Origin of the sequence: Evtepia gabavorous, assembly GCF_003425665.1 — a bacterium.
Classification (GTDB): domain Bacteria; phylum Bacillota; class Clostridia; order Oscillospirales; family Oscillospiraceae; genus Evtepia; species Evtepia gabavorous.
Genome location: NZ_QQRQ01000004.1, coordinates 92733 through 112345, shown reverse-complemented (window position 1 = coordinate 112345; position 19613 = coordinate 92733). Strand labels below are relative to the sequence as shown.

Sequence of the window (19613 nt, the reverse complement as noted above, 5' to 3'; positions counted from 1 at the left end):
ATTGCCTAAAATTTTAATCGTAGAAGATGAACTGCCCATTGCCGATCTGATCCGCCTGACCCTAAAGTCGGCCGGCTATCTCTGCGACCATGCCCCAGATGGGGATCAGGCCGCGGACCTGGCGGCTGCCGGGAACTATGACCTGGCCCTGGTGGACGTCATGCTTCCCCGCACCGATGGCTTCACCCTTTTGGAATACTTCCAGTCCCTGGAGCTTCCTGTGATCTTCGTCACCGCCCGGTCGGCGGTGGCCGACCGGGTGAAGGGGCTGAAATTGGGGGCCGAGGACTATATTGTCAAGCCCTTTGACGTGGCCGAGCTTCTGGCCCGGGTGGAAACGGTCCTGCGCCGGTTTCACAAAACCGAGGAGACCCTCTCCCTGGCAGGGGTGCGGGTGGACCCCCGGGCCCGGAAAGTCTGGCGGGGGGAGGAGGAGGTCTCCCTGACCCCCAAAGAGTACGACCTGCTGCTTCTCTTTCTTCACAACCCCAACGCCGCCCTCTACCGGGACACCATTTATGAACGGGTCTGGGGCGGAGAACTGGCCTACGGCAGCAAAACCGTGGACCTGCACGTCCAGCGTCTGCGGAAAAAAGTGGGCTGGGAAAAGGCGCTGCAGGCTGTGAACAAGATCGGCTACCGTCTGGAGACGCCCCTATGAAATTTCGCCTGAAAACCACCCTGTGCATGGTCTGCCTGGTCTCTCTCCTCTTCGGCGCTGGCAGCTGTGCGCTGATCTCCTTCTCCTTTCAGAACGCTCTGGAGCGGGAACAGGCTGCCGCCAGATCCGCCTATGCGCTTCTCGTCCGCACCTTGCAGTTGGTAGAAACGGTAGAGGTCTGGTCCCAGCCCCAGGATGTGGTCCAGGTGCTCCAGCAGCTGTCCGCCCAAGGCAACAAGTCCTGGTCGGCCCTCTCCCTGGAGACAGAGCAGGAGTTTCTCTCCCAAGGAAGTATATCGGATGGCTTCTTAGACCTGAGGGAGCAGGTGGATGAGACGCACTACGCCCAGTCGGCCTTCTCCTATGGAGGCAAGCAGTATCTCCAACTGGCCGGCCAGTTGGAGATTCAGGGGGAACCCCTGATTCTCAATGTGGCCTACGACATCTCCTCCATCTATCAGACCCGCCAGCAGCAGCAGCAGGCCCACGGAAAGATTTTCGCTATTCTCTTTGTGGTGTGCGCCGGCCTGTCGTACAGTATCGCCTGGTTTCTTACCCGCCCCCTGGACAAGCTCTCCCAAACCGCCCAGGCGCTGGCCGCCGGGGACCTGTCCCGCCGCAGCGGAGTGCAGACCCAGGACGAGCTGGGGGCGCTGGCTCGGGAATTTGACGCCATGGCCGCCCGCCAGGAGGCCAATTTTGCCGCGCTCAAGGCCACCATGGAGGGACAGGACCGCTTCATCGGGAGCTTTACCCACGAGCTCAAAACCCCGATGACCTCCATCCTGGGGTACGCGGACCTGCTGCGCCGGGGTACTCTCTCCCCAGAGGAGCAGGCCAACGCCGCAGACTATATTTTTTCCGAGGGCAAGCGGCTGGAGCGGCTCTCCCTCAAGCTCTTGGAGCTGTATCTGGCGGAACACCAGGCCCTTTCCCTGGTTCCCGCCGCCCCGGCGGATCTTCTGCAGGACCTCACCGCCCACCTGTCCCCCGGACTGGCGCGGCAGGGAATTGTCCTCACCACCCAATGGGAGCCTGGGCTGTGTCTGCTGGAACCTGACCTGTTTCGTTCCCTGGTGCTGAACCTCATCGACAACAGCCGGAAGGCCATCGGGGCCCAGGGCACCATCTCCATATCCTGCCAGATGACCGAGCGCGGGTGCCGCCTCACCGTCCAGGACACCGGCAGAGGAATGCCCCCGGAGGTCCTCTCCCACCTGACCGAGGCCTTCTACCGGGTGGACAAATCCCGGGCCCGGGCCCAGGGCGGCGCGGGGCTGGGCCTGGCTCTGTGCGAAAAGATCGCCGTGCTGCACCAAGGCCGCATCACCTTCGAGAGCACCCTGGGGCAGGGAACCACCGTGACCGTTTCTTTGGAAGGAGGCCGCCCATGAAGTCCCTTCGTTTTCTTCTCCCCCTCCTGGCTGCTCTGCTGGTGAGCGTCGGTTTTTTCCTGCCCTGGATGGGGGCGGCCTGGCAGGACCGGGCACTGGGCCACACCACAGTGCAGTATGAAACCGCCCCCCTGCACCTGGCAGACCTCATAGACCACTTAAAGCTGGCGGCCAATGGATACAGCGTTGTCGCCTTGACCCAGGCCAGTACCCGGCTGTCCGCCCAGCAGGCGGAGGAAGCCGCGCAAACGGCTCTGAATGTCATGGCGGAGTATCCCCTTTGCTTTTTCTCCCTGGACCAGCTCTTCAACCCCAGTCTGTGGACCCTGCATTCCGCCACCCCCTTTGTGGCGGTGAGCAATCTCTCCGTTACCTCCTCCCAGGAATCCACCCCCTCCCAGGACTACTTCGCTGCGGACACGGCAAATCCCTCCGCCGCAGTGTTTTGGAACTGCTCCTTTTCCGGCAGCACCGGCCACCAGTTGGACCTGATTTTAGATGATGAAACAGGGAAAATGCTGGCCTTTTCCTATCGGATTCCCGCGACAAACACCGCAGAAGCCGCCTTTTCCATGGAGGACGCCGTGCAAATGCGCCAATTCTGCCAGCAATACTACAACTTGGACGCAGCACAGTTTTCCGCCCTGCTGCCCCTCTATCCCCCCGGCTATCTCCTGCCTTTTACCGATCAGAAGGGGGAGCAAGTCAACTTGAGTCTGCGAACCAGTCAAACCTCCGTGTCCAACTCTTCCCAGGAAAAATGGGATTTCTTTGTCCTTTCTTTCAATGGTGCCGGCGTCTGATGCTGTTTTGATGTCGAAATGCGGCGTATTGGAGGGAGCGCCCTGGTATCTTTTCCTTACAAACTGTGAGGTGAAGATTCCATGCAAAAGAACCGCATTCTCCTTTCCCTGGGGCTGCTGGCCGCTCTTTCGGTCGGACTGATCTGGTTCGGCCTCTCCCAAGAGGTCTCGCCTGACTCCAACGCCGCACCGGTCTCCCAGGCTGTGCCGCCCACCCCGGTGTCCCAAGAGGAGACCCCAGACCCGGCGGACTGGCGCCTGTGCCTGGTCAATCCCTGGCATCCCCTGCCCGAAGGATACCAGCCCCAGCTGACCCAGGTCGAGAACGGACACCAGGTAGACTCCCGCTGCGCCGCCGACCTGGAGGCCATGCTGGCCGACTGCCGCGCCGCGGGACATGCACCGCTCCTCTGTTCCTCCTACCGGACCCAGGAAAAGCAGACCCAGCTCTACAACAATCTGGTGCAAAAGCAGATCGCCCGGGGAAACAGCCGGTCGGAGGCCATGGCCAAAGCGGCCAAGGAGGTGGCGGTCCCGGGCACCAGCGAGCACCAGCTGGGCCTGGCCGTGGACATTGTGGACACCCAAAATCAAGTGCTGAACCGAGCCCAGGAGGACACCGCGGTCCAGCAGTGGCTGATGGAGCACTGCTGGGAGTACGGCTTCATTCTTCGCTATCCCCCTGACAAGGAGGAGAAGACGGGGATTATTTACGAGCCCTGGCATTACCGGTATGTCGGGCGGGAATATGCCCAGGCCATCCGGCAATCCGGTCTGTGTCTGGAAGAGTTTCTCCAGAGGTAGCGGTTTCCCTTGGTCAAAAAAGGGGCCCCCAGGCGTACCAGCCCGGGGGCCCCTTTCCCCCTCCATCAGAGGGCGAACAGCGTGATCTCCGTGGGATAGAGAGGAGAACTTTTGAAGCGCAGGTAGAAGCGATACTCTGGGGATATCTGGTGAATCCGCTGAGGGATCTTCCAGAGGTCCTCATTGTTGTGATACACGGAAAAGAGGAGCTTGGGGTGATCGTTCAAAATATGATGCTTCGCCCCTTCCAGGGCTTTCTGTTCAAACCCCTCAATATCCGCTTTGATCAGCGTCACCGGCTCGGTGATATCCTGATCCAGAGTGGTCACAGGAACCTCCTCCCCACGCTCCTGCCCAAGGGTATTGGCCGAGGCACTGGTCTGGTTGCTGACCAGGAACATGGTTCCCTCGGTATCCGCCACCCCCTTCATACGAAACTCGATGTCCCTGTACTGCTCCAGATTTTTCCGCAGCAGGGCAAAGATCTTGGGGGTAATCTCATAGCAGTAAATCCGTTTATAGCAGTCCTGGCCATAATTTTTCAGGTAGGAGAGCACCGTGTCCCCTGTAAACGCCCCCAGGTCCACAACCACCTCCTCCGTGCTGCAGGAGACAAGGTCCAGGTCAAAATAGTCGTCAAAGAGATACTCCTTGGCCTGCGCCGTGGTGGTGAAATCATAGCGGTACCAGTTGTTCAAAATGGCATAGAGGGTTTTCTTGGACCGGTAGTCCCCCAAGTGATGATACAGCCAGACAAAGTCCTCCATATGTGCAAACAGCGCCTGCCCTTTCTCTTCGATCTCTTCGTACACGCCTTTCTCCGGGTCAAGCCTGCCCCAATAATTGAACTGATTGAAAAAGTCCATGCAGCTCTTCTGAATTTCACGGGGCACTTGGTCAAAGTGCTTCCGGATGCGATAGTAAATCTCCTTCTCACTGAGTCCCCGAATCTCCGCCGCCAATGCTTCAAACTTCTGATCAATCTCGTTCATGTACAAACCCTCCCATACAATTTGGACGCGCTGGCTCACACCAGCTTTAGGCCCGCCAGAACCAGCAGCATCAGGCCGCTGATCCAAGACACCTCAATCTGAAGTCCTCTCATGAGCTTATCTCCCAGCCAGCGGCCCAGCAGGATGGCCGCCAGGCCCAGAACAAAAGAGAGCAGCACCGCCGCGAAAACCGGCGTCTGATCCAACCCTGCCCCGACCCCCACCGTCAAGCTGTCCAGGGACAACGCCACCGCCAGCGCCGTGGCCTCTCCCACGGACAAAGCCCCGGATCGGTCCTGATCTGCCTGTTCCGGGTTGGCGTAAATGTTCAGAATCACGCGAAAGTGAAAGGCAGAAAACTGCCACTGTCTATGCAGGTCCCGGTGCCGCCGGATCAGCGCCTTGAGGGAGCTGTCAAAAATCTTGACAATACCCAGCCCGGCCAGCAGCAGAAAGCAAATCCAAGGCAGGACCCCCTCCGGCAAATAAGATCGGAGGCCGCGGCCCACAAGCAAAGAGAGCCCCAAGCTTCCGCTGCAAATTCCGCTGATGCAGGCCACCGAACGAAATGGCATCCGAATATGATTGGCGCCATAGGAAAAGCTGGCCACAAAGGAGTCCACAGACAAGGCAATGACCAGTAGCCCCGTCTCAAAAAGGGAGCGCAGCAGCGTCTCCATTCCCATCCACACCCCGTCTCTTTTTTCTCCATAGTATGCGTGCCGCCGCGTTTTTGTCCCTCCCCTGTTTTCCCTCTCTGCCGGTGTCCCGGTTCTGTCCACGGGCACAAAAATCCCCCGCGGCAAGGCTTCCGCCTGCCACGGGGGACTGTGTTTGTTCAGTTCAGAAAATCCTTCAGCTTCTTTGAGCGGCTGGGATGGCGCAGTTTTCGCAGGGCCTTGGCTTCAATCTGCCGAATCCGTTCCCGAGTGACGTTGAACTCTTTGCCCACCTCTTCCAGGGTGCGGGTCCGGCCGTCCTCAATGCCAAAGCGGAGCTTCAGCACTTTCTCCTCCCGGGGCGTGAGGGTGGAGAGCACATCCACCAGCTGTTCCTTCAGCAGGGTAAAGGATGCGGCCTCGGAGGGCTCGGAAGCGTCCTCGTCAGGAATAAAGTCGCCCAGATGGGAATCCTCCTCCTCTCCGATGGGGGTTTCCAAGCTGACAGGCTCTTGGGCAATTTTCAAAATCTCCCGCACCTTGTCCACCGGCATGTTCATCTCCTCGGAAATCTCCTCTGGTGAGGGATCATGGCCCAGCTCCTGGAGGAGCTGGCGGGAGACGCGGATGACCTTGTTGATGGTCTCCACCATGTGGACCGGAATGCGGATGGTACGGGCCTGGTCCGCGATGGCACGGGTGATGGCCTGGCGAATCCACCAGGTGGCATAGGTGGAGAACTTGTATCCCTTGGTATAGTCAAACTTCTCCACCGCCTTGATCAGGCCCAGGTTCCCCTCCTGAATCAAATCCAGGAAGAGCATCCCCCGGCCCACGTAGCGTTTGGCAATGGAGACCACCAGACGGAGATTGGCCTCCGCCAGACTCTGCTTGGCCCGCTCCCCCGCCTTGACCAGCTTTTCCATCTCCCGCCGGGCCTCCGGGTCCAGGGCCACACCCTCGGCCTCCATCTCCTCCAGCTGGCGCTTGGTCTCCTGGCCGGTGACCATGGTCTGGGCCAGGGCCACCTCCTGCTCACTGGTGAGCAGGTCCACCTTGCCGATCTCCTTTAAGTACATCCGAACCGGGTCGTCGATGCCGAAGGAGTCCACCAGGGTATTGGGGTCTACAATCTCCTCCTCGGGAATCTCCTCAATCTCCTCAATGGGGGGCATGTCATCCCCGCTGAGCTCAGGCAGGTAGTCTTCCCCCGCGGTGTCAATGCCCATGTTCTCCAGAACATCATAGATCTTGTCCATCTGTTCGGATTCCAGGTCAATCTCCTCCAGGGCCTCCATCAGCTCTCCGGAGGACAGGCGGCCCTTTTTCCGGCCTTTATCCAGCAGGTCCCCCAGCTTCTCCGCGCCGTTGAGGCCCGCCACAATCTTCATGATCTCCGCCTTGCCCGCTTGGAGCTGTTCCTCGGTAACATGAATCAGTTTTTCTTTTTCCCGTTTATTCTCCGGTGCTTTTTTTTCGCTCATGTGCTCCATCTCCTATATACTTTTCTTTTTCCGATAGGTTTCCCGCGCGGCCAAAAGCACCGCTTCATCGGTGGTGGTTTGCTGCTTCATTCGCTCGGTCTCCAAAACGGCCCGGTAGTCCGCCATGGCCTTGGCACCGTTTTCCAGGGCCGTGGGCTGGCCCAGAATGTCCGCCAGGAGGGCAATCTCCTCCCCTTCCAGCTCTCCCTCCAGGGTGCCCAGCTGGAGGGGCCGCCCCTGCTTCAGATGCTCCAGCAGGACCTGGTAGATCTTTCCCAGAACCGGCGCAGAAAACTGGCCGGGTTCCAATCCCTGGGTCTGCTTTACCAGGGACCCGTCCAGCATCAGCAGACGGAGGATGCCCTCCTCCGCCCGGGCGGACCGGGGATTTTCATATCGCAGCTGCCGGGCCTTGGGCTGAATCTGCGCCACAGGGGTCAAATTCCGCCGGGTCTGCTTCTTTTTCGCCGCGCGCAGGCGCTGGTCCTGCACCCGCTGGATCTCCTGGAGCAGCGCGGCTTTCCCCACGCCAGTCATTTCGGACAGCTGGCCGGCATAGACCTCCCGCTCCACCGGGCTGTCCAGGGAGGCCAGCAGCTCCGCCCCCGCCCGGGCAAACTCCGCCTTTTGCAACGGGTCTGTCAAATCATAGCCGCTCTGAAGCTGCCGCAGATTGTACTCCACATAGTTCTCCGACTGATCCAACAGCCGGGCAAAGGCATCCCGGCCGAAGGAGCGGAGAAACTCATCCGGGTCCTTCGCCCCTGTCACCCGAAGCACCTTGACCTTCAGCCCTGTCTTTTCCAGCATGGGAATGGCCCGGTTGGCCGCCTGAACCCCGGCGCTGTCGGCGTCGTAGCAGATGACCACTTCCTTGGTAAATCGGGAGAGCAGCTTGGCATGGTCCGCCGTCAGAGAGGTCCCCAAGCTGGCCACCGCGCAGTCAAACCCGGCCTGGTAGAGGGAAATGGTGTCCATATACCCCTCTGTCAGGACGATCCGGCCCAGCTTGGTGTTTTTGGCCAGGTTCAGGGCGAAGAGGTTGCGGCTCTTGTTGAACACCGGCGTGTCCGGGGAGTTGAGATACTTGGGGGTTCCCTCCCCCAGCACCCGTCCGCCAAAGCCGATGACATCCCCCCGCAGGTCGATGATGGGAAACATCACCCGATTGCGGAAGCGATCATAGATGCTCCCCTTTTGGTTGCTCACCGCCAGACCCGCGTCCAGAAGGTCCCGCTTTTCATACCCTTTCTGGGCCATGGCCCGAATGAGGCTGTCCCAGCTGTCCGGGGCAAACCCCAAGCCGAAGCGGGTCATAATCCCTTTGGACAGCCCCCGGCGCTGGAGATAGTCCAGGCCCGGCTGCCCCACAGGGCTGTGGAGCTGGCTGTGAAAGAATCGCGCGGCTTCCTTGTTCAGGTTCAGCAGGCGGTTTCGTTTCCGGCGGCTGCTCTCGTCCAGGTCCCCCTCGGGAAACTCCATGCCCGCCCGCTTAGCCAGCAGGCGGAGGGCATCCAGAAAGGGCAGGTTCTCCATCTCCATCACAAAGGAGACCACGCCGCCCCCCTTGCCGCAGCCGAAGCAGTGGTAGAGCTGCCGGTCCGGCAGGACATGGAAGGAGGGGGTCTTCTCCCCATGAAAGGGACAGAGCCCCCAATAGCTCCCCCCCTTGGGAGTCAGGGTCACATAGTCGGAGACCACGTCAACAATATCGCTTCGCGCCACCAGCTCATCCTTAAATGACGATGGAATGGCCATCGCGGTCCCCTCCTTTCCGTTTTTCTCATTTCACCGACCAGGCCAGGGGAATAAACGCCTCGCTGTACTTGGCCACGGCGTAGTTGTCGGTCATGCCGGCAATGTAGTCACAGACCGCCCGGTCTACCCCCTCCCGCGCCCGGATATCCTGGTAATCCGGGGGCAAGTCATCCGGGTTTTGCTGATAGAACTCAAACAGGCGGGCGATCATATCCTGGGCCTTGGACTCCTCCCCCTTGGCCAGCGGGTTGTGATAAACCGCCTCAAACATGAACTGACGCAGCCGGGCCATGGCCTGTCCGCAGGCGGGGGACTGGACAATCTCCCCTTTTCCCTGGCTGGCCTGAATCACATCTCCCGTCAGCGTGTTGATCCGCCCGCCGTGGTCAAACCCCAGCACCTGGGAGATATCCAGGGGGATGTCCAGAGGATAAATGATCCCCCCTCGCATGGCATCGTCGATGTCGTGATTGATGTAGGCAATCTTATCCGCCACCCGGACAATCTGTCCCTCCAAGGTCTCGGCCCGGTCCGGGCCCGTGTGGCAGAGAATGCCCCGGCGCACCTCATAGCAGAGATTCAGCCCCTCGCCCCCTTTTTCCAGGCGGTCCACCACCCGAAGGGACTGCTCGTTGTGCCGGAAGCCACCGGGAAGAATCTCGTTGAGCACCCGCTCCCCCGCGTGGCCAAAGGGGGTGTGCCCCAGGTCGTGACCCAGGGCAATGGCCTCGGTGAGGTCCTCGTTGAGCCGCAGGCCCCGGGCGATGGTGCGGGAGATCCGAACCACCTCCAGGGTGTGGGTCATTCGGGTGCGGTAGTGGTCCCCCTCCGGCTGGAGAAACACCTGGGTCTTATGCATCAGACGCCGAAAGGACTTGGAGTGGAGAATCCGGTCAATATCCCGTTGATAGCAGGTTCGGATCTGACAGGGTTCCATGGGGCGCTGCCGCCCCCGAGAGTCCGCAGACAGCGCCGCGTAGGGGGACAAGGTTTGTCGTTCCAGTTCTTCTGTCATCTCCCGCAGGAACATGGGCATTCCCTCCCGTTTCGTGTTGTAAGGGCCTGTTCTTCCTAAAAATTATACGGAAAAAATTTGCGAATTCCTGCTTCCTATGAAAACTTTTTATGAATAAAAGGAATATTTTCTAAAAATCAGGGTTTCTTTCTGAAAAATGAGAGGCACGCCCCCCTCAGCGGGCCTCCACCGGCGCCGCCTGGAAGGTCTCCCCCAGCTTCTCCGCCGCGATCTTGCCTGCGGTCAGTTCCGTGATCCGGGCCGCGTAGGCCGGCCAGTGCTCCACAGGCAGCAGGGCGGGCAGGCGGACCTGGGCGCCATACGAAACCTCCCCCAGAATGCCCTGGGCGGCGGCAATCTCCAGCTTGACCCGCTCCAGCAGGGGGTATGGGCATTCCACCACCGTCTGGGCCCACTGACGGACCTGGGCGATGCCCGCCGCGTCCAGCGCGTCCTTGGCCGACCTGGTATAGGCCCGCAGCAGCCCGCCGGTGCCCAGGAGGATTCCGCCGAAGTACCGGGTCACCACGCAGCAGACATTCTCCACTCCCGCCCGGCGAAAGACCTCCAGCATTGGCTGGCCCGCGGTTCCCTGGGGCTCTCCATCGTCAGAATACCGGATGATGCCTCCTTCCCGGATCAGGTAGCACCAGCAGTTATGGCGGGCATCATAGTGCTTGGCCTTCATCTGGGCAATCTTCTCCCGGGCTTCTTCCTCCTGCTCCACCCGCCAGACATGGCCAATGAAGCGGGATCGCTTCTCCGTGAATTCTGTCTCGCTGTCCCGGGCTGGGACATAATACTCTGCCATGGTTCCCGCCTCCTTAGTCCTCCCAAAATTCCTTGCTGGGCTGCCAGCCGTCAATCACGTATTCCCGCACTTGACCCACGGTCTTTTCCCCGCAGACCGCCACCACCTGAATGGTCTGGCCGTACTCCACCGATTCCACCTTGGCCTCCCGATAGAGCATGTCCACCACGCCGCCCTTGTCATAGGGCACAGACAGCGTCACCCGATAAAATCCGGTGTCCAGACGCTTGCCGATCATGGCCAGCAGTTGGTCCAGCCCCTCCCCTGTCTTGGCGGAGATGGAGACAATATCCTCCCCATGGGGGCGGATTTCCCCCACATAGATGTCCGATTTGTTGAATACCTCCAGCCGCGGGGTGGCCTCCGCCCCCAGCTGGCGAATCAGGGCCTCCACCACCTCGGCCTGCTCCCGCCACTCCGGGTTGGAGGCGTCGATGACATGGAGGATCAGGTCAGCATAAGCCAGTTCCTCCAAGGTGGCTTTGAAGGCCTCCACCAGGTGGTGGGGGAGCTTGCGGATAAAGCCTACGGTATCCGAGATCAGTACCGTGCAGGTGTCAGAGATCTCCAGCGTCCGGGTGGTGGTGTCCAAGGTGTCAAACAGCCGGTTCCGGGCCGGGATTCCAGCGTGGGTCAGGGCATTGAGGAGGGTGGACTTGCCGGCGTTGGTATAGCCCACAATGGCCACCACGGGGATCTCATTCTTCTCCCGGCGGTCCCGCTGGACCGCCCGAATCCGGCGGACCTCCTCCAGGTCCTCGGTGAGCTTGGCGATCTTCCGGCGGATGTGCCGGCGGTCGGTTTCCAGCTGGGTTTCTCCGGGGCCGCGGGTTCCAATGGGGGATTTTCCCCCGGAGGCAGTCTGACGGACCAGGTGCCCCCACATACCTGTCAGCCGGGGCAGCAGGTATTTGTACTGCGCCAGCTCCACCTGGAGCCGCCCCTCCTTGGTCCGGGCCCGCTGGGCAAAGATGTCCAGGATCAGCCCCGCCCGGTCGATGACCTGGGCCCCCACCTCTTCGGTGAGGACCCGCTGCTGGGAGGGGGAAAGCTCGTTGTCAAAGACCACCAGGTCCGCCCCTTGGGCCTGGACCAGGGCGGCCACCTCCGCCACCTTCCCCTCTCCAATGAAGGTTCTGGCCTCGGGGGTCTCCCGATTTTGGAGCACACTGCCCACGCACACACCGCCGGCGGTTTCCAGCAGCGCCTCCAATTCCTCCAGGGTGGCGTCGCTGGCGTTCTCCTCCTGGGAGAGGCTGCTGGCATGGAGCCCCACCAGGACGGCGTGATTTCTCTTTTCTTCCATCGTATGATCGGTCATAGGGACCTCCTTTTTCCAAGATCAGGGAATCTGCTTTTGCCTGACCAAGACCTGGGTAATCTCTCCAATGTAAACCCGGTGATAGTCCTTGGCCTGGTAGTTGCTCAACGCCTCTTCATCCATGTGCGCCGGGTTCAGATCATTCCAATAGCGTTTTTTACACACCAGGACCAGATCGGCCTCCTGAATATACGGCGCCTGCCCCGCCGCCCCCACGTGAAACCCACAGGCGGCAAATTTGTCCTCCTCCCGGCCGCTGACCGCGCCGCAGTAAGCCAGCTGTTTTTTCCACTGGGGGCCGAAGAACGACAGGGTAAAGTATGGATTCTCCTCCAAAAAGGTATAGGTATACCGTTGGGGTCGCACATAAATGGTGGCCACCGGCTTACGCCACAGCACACCCAGGCCGCCCCAGCTGGCGGTCATGGTGTTGCAGTGGTCCGGTGTGCCGGCGGTAATGAGGGTCCACTGGTCACCAATGAGGGAAAAGACGTTTTCCTGCAGTTGTTTTGGGTCGATGGATTGAAACATGGTAACGCCTCCTATTTTTATGCAGATGAAAGGGTACTCGGCTTAGTCTATGCAAAAAGCCAGGGGCAGACACCGTCGGGGGCAAACTTTTTCCCGACGGGAACAACGGAAAAACCCGTGCCGGGAAGGGCACGGGTTCAAAGACAAAATCTTTTAGTTTTCCAAACCGAACTTTTTGTTGAAGCGGCTGACGCGTCCGCCAGTATCCACCATCTTCTGCTTGCCGGTGAAGAAGGGGTGACACTTGGAGCAAACTTCTACTCGGATGTCTTTCTTAGTAGATCTTGTCTCGATCACGTTGCCACAAGCACATCTGATTGTGGTCTGCTCGTAGTTGGGATGGATGCCTTCCTTCATGAGTGTTCACCTCTTTCTGATGTCAAAAAATGATCGCGCCTCACAAGCGCATGATACATGATACCACTTTCAGAGCAAAAATGCAACTCTTTTTTTCAGAATTATTGGGTTTTTTTCGTGGATTCAGGACAGCTCCACCCCAAGGTTGGGGACCAAAAACCAGAGTACCCGCCGGACAACCGGGATTCCGGTCACTTCCTCCAGGGCATAGGCGTAAGCTGCCATCTGCCCCCGGTACCGCTGGCTCCGCTGGGCCAGATGCTCGGCGGAGACATGGTCCGTCTTGAAATCCACCAGGGTGATCCCCTCCGCCGTCTCAAACCAGCAGTCGATCACCCCTTGGAGCAGGACCTCCTCCCCCGCCGGCGCCTGGGGAAAGAAGCGACGGGCCTCGGTCAGGACCGAGAACGGATACTCCCGGTGCAGGTTCCGGCTCCCCCGCAGCTGCCTGCCCAGGTCCCCTGCGAAGAACCGGGCCACTGCGGCTGGGTCCACCGCCTGGGCCTGGGCTTCGGTGAGGTAGTGGGCCCCGGTCAAGCGGTCCAGCTCCGCCTGGACCTGCTCCACAGACCCTGTTCTGTCCAGACGGATGCTCTGCATCACCGTGTGGACCGCCGTCCCTCTCTGGGCCGGGGTGAGCCCCAGAGAGGCCTGGGCAAATTGCGGGCGGTAGAACGGGGCCGGCTCCCTCGATCCCTGGTCCCGGAGAAGAAACCAGCCGGCCTCCTCCGGGTCTTGGTCCGCCACCTGGGTGGCCGTCACCTTCGCAGGGGTGGCGGCGGACGCCTCATAGGGATAGCGCCAGCGCAGCTGCGCGAGGAGCTCCTCCGGCGGAAGAGCGGCATGCCGCGCCGCCTTGCAGGGACCACGGCGGGAGGACCCCCTCTGGGACACCCCGCCGCCATGGTAGGCAATGCGCCAGGATGGCCCCAGGGCTGCCGCCGGCAGGGGAAGCTCCTCCCGGCCGATGGCCGCCCGCAGTTCGCCCCCCTCCGGCCGGGCCAGCGCAGTGAGCAGGAGCCACTGACCCACACTGGTGCACCCCGCCAGCACCCGGGGGTCGGCGGGGTAGGAGACACTCTCCGCCAGGTTCCTCAGGTCTCCCCGCCCATAGGCCAGGGCGTGGGTCAGGATCAGCTTCTCTTTGGCCCGGGTCATGGCCACATAGAGCAGGCGCATCTCCTCCGCCAGCAGTTCCTTCTTCAGGGCCAGCGCCACCCCGGTCCGGGCCAGGGTGGTAAACTCCACCATAGTCTCCCGGTCCAATCCCTTGGGCCCCAGGCCCAGCCGCGGGTGAAAGAGAACCGGCTTCTGCAAATCCCCATAGTTGATCCGCCGTCCCAGGCCGCAGAGAAAGACCACCGAGTACTCCAGCCCTTTGGAGCGGTGGATGGAGAGGATTTTCACCCCGGCCTCCTCCTTGGGCGCGGCCGGCATCGCCGGCAGGCCCCCGCTCTCCCGTACCCGGTCCAAATGAAGGAGAAAGCCGAAGAGCCCTTTGTGTCCCGCTCCCTCAAACCGTCGGGCCAATTCATAGAAGGAGAGTAGATTCTCCCGGCGCTTTTCCCCGCCGGGCAGGGAGGAATACACCTCCAGCATATCGGTCTGCCGGTACAAAGACCAGAGCAGGTGATGACTGCTCTCCTCTCCCGCCCCAAACCGCAGGGCTTCCAGCTGGCCCAGAAAGGACCGGCAGTCCTCCCACCCCTGCGCCCCGGCCGCCTGAAGGGCGGTGTAAAAGGTGCCCTCCGCCAGGCCTCGAATCTCCGCCAGCCGGTCCCCGGTCATCCCCACCAAGGGGGAGCGAAGCACGGCCAGCAGGGGGATATCCTGCTGGGGGTTGTCTATGATCTGAAGCCAGGAGAGGGCCACTGAGACCTCTGAGGCAGCAAACAGATCTCCCCCCTCTTCCGCGGACCAGCCCACCCCCTGCTCCTCCAACGCCTGGGTGTAATAACGCCGCACCGGGCCGGGAGAGCGCAAAAGGATGGCAATATCATCCGGCCGGACCGGACGGGTCCCGCCGGCCCCATCGGACACGGGAAAGCCGGACTGGAGCAGTTCTGCGATCTCCTTCGCCACAAACCTGGCCTCCAGCGCATTGCGGTTTTGCTTCTCCTCGGTGTACGCTGGGTCCTCTGTAAAGTCCAGCACATGAAACTCCGTCTCATAGCCCTCTCCCGCCGGAAACGTGCCGCCAGGGTACAGGGCCTCCCCGTCTGTGTAGTCCATCTCCCCCAACCGCCGGGACATGATGGCACGAAACAGATCGTTGGCCGCCTCCAAAACCTGGGGGCGGGAGCGAAAATTTTTGGACAGCGTAATCCGCCGCTCCTGTCCCACCTGGGCCTGGTCATAGGGGGGAAAGGTACGGTATTTCTCCAGGAAAATGGTGGGGTCGGCCAGACGGAAACGGTAAATGGACTGCTTGACATCCCCCACCATGAAAAGGTTTCTCCCCTCCTGGGACAGCGCCTGGAAAATGGTATTCTGCACCTGATTGGTGTCCTGGTACTCGTCCACCATGATCTCCGTATACCGCGCCCCCCACTGCCGGGCCAGCGGGGTGGGCCCCCCCGCCTCGTCCACCAGCAGTCGGACCGCCAAGTGTTCCAGGTCCGAAAAGTCCAGCAGGGAGCGCTGCTTCTTCGCCGCCTCATAGGCCCGGGAGAAATCCTCCACCAGGTCCAGCAGCCCCAGCATGGCGGGGTAAACCAGCGCCATATCCGCCAGCAGGGGGGCGCTGGGGCCGGACACGGTTTGGGTCAGCTCCTCCACCGCCTTTTTGCACCGGGCCCGGATGCTTTTGATCTGCTCCTGCAGGGCCGGGTCTTCCACCCCCCGGGCAGCTTTGAGCTTGGGAAAGACAATCTCCACCCGGGCCGCCTCATCCCAGCTGGTTCCGGCTGCCTGGACAAAGGCCTCCAGGCTCCTCCGGGTGGCCTGGAGGCTGTCCCCGTAGGCCTTTTCCAGCCCCGCCTCTTTCTGGGCCAGGTCACAGGCCCAGGCCATTTGGTCCGCCCAATAGGCGGCGGTTTGGCCGGCCTCCTCCAGCAGCAGGCTGCCCCAGGGGGTCTGTCCCACATCGGTCACCGCCGACAGGTCCAGGGCTTCCCGCTGGCTGGCCAGCCAGGCCAAGGGGTCGGGGTAGCTCTGAATTTTTCCATAGATATCCAAGGTGATCTCCAGCAGGCGGCTGTCATCCCGCCCTTTGGAGAGCACATCCAGCAGCCTGGCAAAGGGCCCTGTGGGGTCGATCTCCTCATACCGTGCCTCCAGCACCTGGTTCAGGGTCCGGGTCATGAGGACCTGGGCCTCCTCATCCTCGCAGAGGGCAAAGTCCCCCGGGATATCCAGCAGGTGGCCCCACTGGCGCAGAAGGACCGTACAGAAAGCATGGATGGTGGAAATCTGGGTCTCATAGAGCCGGACCGTCTGCTGGCGGAGGTGGGCATGGTCGGGCTGGGCCGCCAGCGCCTCGGCGATCTCCTTGGCAATCCGGGCCCGAAGCTCCTCCGCCGCTGCCCGGGTAAAGGTGATGATGAGAAACTCGTCAATATTCCGCCCCTCCTGGAGGATGTAGTCCATCAGCCGCTCCACCAGCACCCGGGTCTTTCCCGACCCGGCGGCAGCGGAAACCAGCAGGGCGCCGCCGCGATTTTTGACCACTTCCTCCTGCTCAGGCGTTCGTTTCACCGCCATGGGTGTTCCCTCCCTCCTGGGTCTGCTCCAGCCACTGCCAGAATTCGCTGTTCTTCACCGACGGAATCCACCGCCGGCGGTCGGTGTGCTCTTCAAACTGGCAGGCCTGGAAAAATTCACAATACTGGCAGGCATTCCTGGCCTCCCCCCGCCAGACCGGGTCAGCGTCAATGGTCCCCCGGGCAATCTCGCCGCAGATCTGGGCCAAGATCCGCTGGGTGTGCTGCTTCAGCCGGCCCAGCTTTTGGGCGCTGACCAGAGCCTCCCCCGAGATTTTTCCCGTCCGGGCGCTCACCCGCAGGGGCAAAAAGCGGGGACCGCCCTCCCCGTGCTCCATGGCCCGCAGTACGTCCTCCTCTTCCAGCAGCAGGCCTCGACGGACCAGTTCTTTGTCCAGCAGCCGCTGACGGGTTGCCTCATCCATGGAACGGCTGCCGGAAATCATGGCGTCCCGGGCCGGCAGGTACAAGACCCCCGCCGGTATGGGCCGCGTTCCGAAAATGCGGTCCCCCTCCTCCTCCAGAGTGAACAGGTACAGCAGCATTTGCAGCCCCAGGCCGTGCCAGACCTCCGTCAGGTCAAAGGACTTCCGGCCCGTCTTATAGTCCACCACCCGCAGATAGAGCCGGCCGTCCTTGACCCATCCGTCCACCCGGTCCACAAACCCAGAGATCCGGAGGGTTACGCCTCCCTCGGTGATCTCCACCGGAGGGAGCTCTTTTCCCGGACCAAACCCCAGCTCAAAAAGCACCGGCTGGAAATCCGAGGCCTGGAGTTCCGCCACCACATTGTCCACCACCGCCCGGACATTCCGTTCCAGCCGGCGGAAGAGATAGCGGAAGCGGGGGGTCTGGTGCTCCATACCCCCCAGTTCCCGGGCCACATAGTCCTCCACCGCCCGGGCCGTGCAGGCCTGGACCGCCTCTTGGGAGACCCGCGCCACCCCCCCCTGGGCCCGGACCTCCCGCAGCACGGTTTCCAGCACGAAATGGACAAAGGTTCCGTACTCCGGGGCATGGAACCCCGCCGGGCGGCGGTCCTTTGCCCCCAGGCCGTAGCGGAGGAAATAGGCAAAGTGACAGGACTGATACTGATCCATCCGAGAGGCCGACATAGCCACCTTCTCCCCGTACAGCGCCGCCACCCGGTCCGCCGACAACCTTCCCCGGGTCCAGTGGGCCGCCCGATCCAGGCGGCGAAACAGCGTGTCGCAGAGGGGATCGTCCGACAGAGCCTGTCGGACCTGGGGCAGTCCGGCCGCCATGGCACGCAGCTGATCCAGGGAGGGCGCCGCCCCCCCCTGGGCCGCCGCCGCGGGAAACAGACGGTTCAGCCGTTCCACCAGGAAGGAGGGGCGTTTCTCGCCCCCTCCCGCCCCCTGGAACGGCCAGGTGACGCAGAGGCGTTCCGTGGGCTGGGCACAGGTGGTATACACAATGGTATTCTCCCGGCTGATCTTCTCCTCCAACCGGGGTGAACAGGTCAGCCCGTAGTCCTCCAACAGCAGCCGGTCCTGGTCGGTGAGCAGGCCCTGGCCGGGGGCCACCTGGGGAATGGCCCCATCCTCCGCTCCCAGCAGGAAGAGCACCTTACAGGCCCGTCCCCCCAGCCGCTGGGCATCTCCGGCGGTCACCCGGTCCAGGGAGGCGGGAATGGTCCCCACCGAGTATTGGGACAGAAGGAGGCGCAGCAGCCGGGAAAAATCGGCAAACGCTGCCTCCACCTCCCCCAACAGCGCCGCGCACTGCTCCAGGGCCCGGCAAAAAATCTCCCACAGTTGGCTGTATTGCCGGGCCAGCTCCGGCTCACCCTGGTGCAGCAGCGCCGCGCTTCGCGCCTCCAGATGCTCCGGGGCATGGATCTCCTCCAGAAACTGGTAGAGGGCGAGCACCTGTTCTCCGATGGTGCCACCGGCGTTCTTCCGCAGCCGTTCCAGAGGCTGGATCACCCGCAGGCGGAGGGCATTGAGGGTCTCCAGCGTCTCCTCGTCCTGGGGCGTAAACCGCTGATGGTATCCCCCGGGGTGACGCGTCCAGCCTCCGGCTCCGGTCCAGCGGCTGCCCCAGATGTCCCAGGTGAGAACATAGTTCTCCAGCTGGTCACACTCCGGCAGGCTCAGTCCGGCCAGACCGGTCTTCAAGTAGCGAAACATATCCTCATAGAGATAGCCCCCGTTCACCGCGTCCAGCGCGGCGGTGATGAGGGTAAACAGGGGCTTTTGCAGAAGGTCGGTTTTATCCGCCTGAAACAGGGGGATGTCATACTGGGCAAACACCCCCTCCAGCTGCTCCCAATAAGGGTCCATAGACCGGGCCGTCACCACAATGTCCCGGTAGCGAACCCGGCCCTGCCGGACCAGGGCCCGAATCTCCCCGGCGGCCCAAGCCACCTCCTCCCGGGGAGAGGGCAGCTCATGGACCACTATACTACCGTCCCAGGGGCCGGTATAGGAGGGCATGGGATGGGCAAAAAGCGCCTGCTCCAAATGGCGCAGGGGCGGGGTCCGCTCCCATTCCCCGGCGGGCAGAGCTTCCTCCTCCACAGGACAGCCCACCTTGGCAGCCAGCCCCTTGATCCAAGCCAGAGTTTTCCTCGCCGGGGCAAAGACCGCCTCCTCCCCAGCCCCCTCTCCATAGGTCAGCGCCAGTGTCACGGAGTGGGCTTGGCGGAGGAGTTCCGCCAGCACCAGACCCTGTTGGGGGGTAAAGTCGGTAAACCCATCCAAATACACGTCCTGACCCTGGAAAAAGGGAAACCGCCTCAGCTTTTCCGCCAAACGGGTCAGCCGGTCCCGGGGGTCCAGCGCGCCCCGGGCGGTCATGGCCTCATAGGCACCAAAAATCAGGCCCAGGTCTCGGAGCTTCTCACCGTCCAATCCCTCGGTCTCCTCTCCCACCTGGGTCAGCTGCTCCCCTGTGATACAGTAGCTCTTCAGCTCGTCCAGGGTGGTCAGCAGACTGGTCAGAAAGGCCGGCTTCTGGGAGGGCATGGCATAGACCGTCAGATTGGCCTGCACAGAACGAAGGGCGGCGTATAGAACCAGCAGCCGGCCCCCTGCGTCCAAAACAGGCTCCGCCGCCCCGCCGCCCAGGGAGAGCACCCGGTTCTCCAGACGGGTAAAGGAGAGCACCTCCCCGTACCGCCCGGCCTGGTTGCCGTTTTCCCGGCAGAACCGCCGCTCGGTCTCAAAAGACGCCTGTTCCGGCACCAGCAACAGCTGGGGCCGGCGCTCTCCCGCCTCCCTCATCCGGCGAAGCACCTGGGTGGTCTTGCCGCTGCCGGCCCGGCCTGTGAGGATATGCAGCATGGTCCTTCCCCCTT

The 19613-nt window shown here is 61.9% G+C and carries 15 protein-coding genes; 4 read left to right on the top strand and 11 right to left on the bottom strand.

All coding sequences use genetic code 11. The features are described from left to right. Position 1 precedes the first annotated feature (1 nt). The 4 genes from DV520_RS03900 (at position 2) to DV520_RS03885 (ending at position 3662) form a co-directional block, all read left to right on the top strand. Positions 2–661, top strand: a complete 660-nt coding sequence (locus DV520_RS03900; protein ID WP_021919430.1) for a response regulator transcription factor — start codon at positions 2–4, stop codon at positions 659–661. Further along, positions 658–2055: a sensor histidine kinase gene (locus DV520_RS03895; RefSeq protein WP_021919431.1), complete on the top strand. Its 1398-nt coding sequence runs from the start codon at positions 658–660 to the stop codon at positions 2053–2055. The genes DV520_RS03900 and DV520_RS03895 overlap by 4 nt, the downstream gene beginning before the upstream one ends. Beyond that, entirely contained in the window at positions 2052–2858 is an 807-nt protein-coding gene (locus DV520_RS03890; protein ID WP_021919432.1) for a hypothetical protein, read from the top strand. Before DV520_RS03895 ends, DV520_RS03890 begins: the two co-directional genes overlap by 4 nt. Positions 2859–2939: 81 nt before the next feature. Next, positions 2940–3662: a M15 family metallopeptidase gene (locus DV520_RS03885; protein WP_117141845.1), complete on the top strand. Its 723-nt coding sequence runs from the start codon at positions 2940–2942 to the stop codon at positions 3660–3662. Positions 3663–3727: 65 nt separating this feature from the next. On the opposite strand, the gene DV520_RS03880 is transcribed toward DV520_RS03885, so the two are convergent. The 11 genes from DV520_RS03880 to DV520_RS03830 all read right to left on the bottom strand — a co-directional run bounded on the left by DV520_RS03880 (position 3728) and on the right by DV520_RS03830 (position 19599). Then, entirely contained in the window at positions 3728–4654 is a 927-nt protein-coding gene (locus DV520_RS03880) for an FkbM family methyltransferase (protein WP_021919434.1), read from the bottom strand. Positions 4655–4689: 35 nt separating this feature from the next. Next, positions 4690–5340, bottom strand: coding sequence for a manganese efflux pump (locus DV520_RS03875; protein WP_117141844.1), 651 nt, complete (start codon positions 5338–5340; stop codon positions 4690–4692). A gap of 152 nt (positions 5341–5492) precedes the next feature. Next, positions 5493–6704 (bottom strand): RNA polymerase sigma factor RpoD, encoded by a 1212-nt coding sequence (gene rpoD / locus DV520_RS03870; RefSeq protein ID WP_117141893.1) that lies wholly within the window; start codon positions 6702–6704, stop codon positions 5493–5495. Positions 6705–6809: 105 nt separating this feature from the next. Continuing rightward, a complete protein-coding gene (gene dnaG, locus DV520_RS03865) occupies positions 6810–8555 on the bottom strand; it encodes a DNA primase (RefSeq protein ID WP_117141843.1) in 1746 nt (581 codons plus the stop codon). Between the two features lie 25 nt (positions 8556–8580). After that, positions 8581–9585, bottom strand: a complete 1005-nt coding sequence (locus DV520_RS03860; protein ID WP_021919438.1) for a deoxyguanosinetriphosphate triphosphohydrolase — start codon at positions 9583–9585, stop codon at positions 8581–8583. A 160-nt stretch (positions 9586–9745) separates the two neighbouring features. Continuing rightward, positions 9746–10381 carry a YigZ family protein gene (locus DV520_RS03855; RefSeq protein WP_021919439.1) on the bottom strand — a complete coding sequence of 212 codons (636 nt, stop codon included), beginning with the start codon at positions 10379–10381 and terminating at the stop codon, positions 9746–9748. 13 nt (positions 10382–10394) lie between these two features. Next, positions 10395–11702, bottom strand: a complete 1308-nt coding sequence (gene hflX / locus DV520_RS03850; RefSeq protein ID WP_117141842.1) for a GTPase HflX — start codon at positions 11700–11702, stop codon at positions 10395–10397. Between the two features lie 21 nt (positions 11703–11723). Further along, positions 11724–12233 carry a flavin reductase family protein gene (locus DV520_RS03845; RefSeq protein ID WP_021919441.1) on the bottom strand — a complete coding sequence of 170 codons (510 nt, stop codon included), beginning with the start codon at positions 12231–12233 and terminating at the stop codon, positions 11724–11726. Positions 12234–12386: 153 nt separating this feature from the next. After that, positions 12387–12590, bottom strand: coding sequence for a 50S ribosomal protein L31 (gene rpmE / locus DV520_RS03840; protein ID WP_021919442.1), 204 nt, complete (start codon positions 12588–12590; stop codon positions 12387–12389). A 123-nt stretch (positions 12591–12713) separates the two neighbouring features. Further along, complete coding sequence (gene addA, locus DV520_RS03835) at positions 12714–16292, bottom strand: helicase-exonuclease AddAB subunit AddA (RefSeq protein ID WP_117141841.1); 3579 nt, start codon at positions 16290–16292, stop codon at positions 12714–12716. Continuing rightward, positions 16270–19599 carry a PD-(D/E)XK nuclease family protein gene (locus DV520_RS03830; RefSeq protein ID WP_117141892.1) on the bottom strand — a complete coding sequence of 1110 codons (3330 nt, stop codon included), beginning with the start codon at positions 19597–19599 and terminating at the stop codon, positions 16270–16272. Before DV520_RS03830 ends, addA begins: the two co-directional genes overlap by 23 nt. Positions 19600–19613 lie beyond the last annotated feature (14 nt).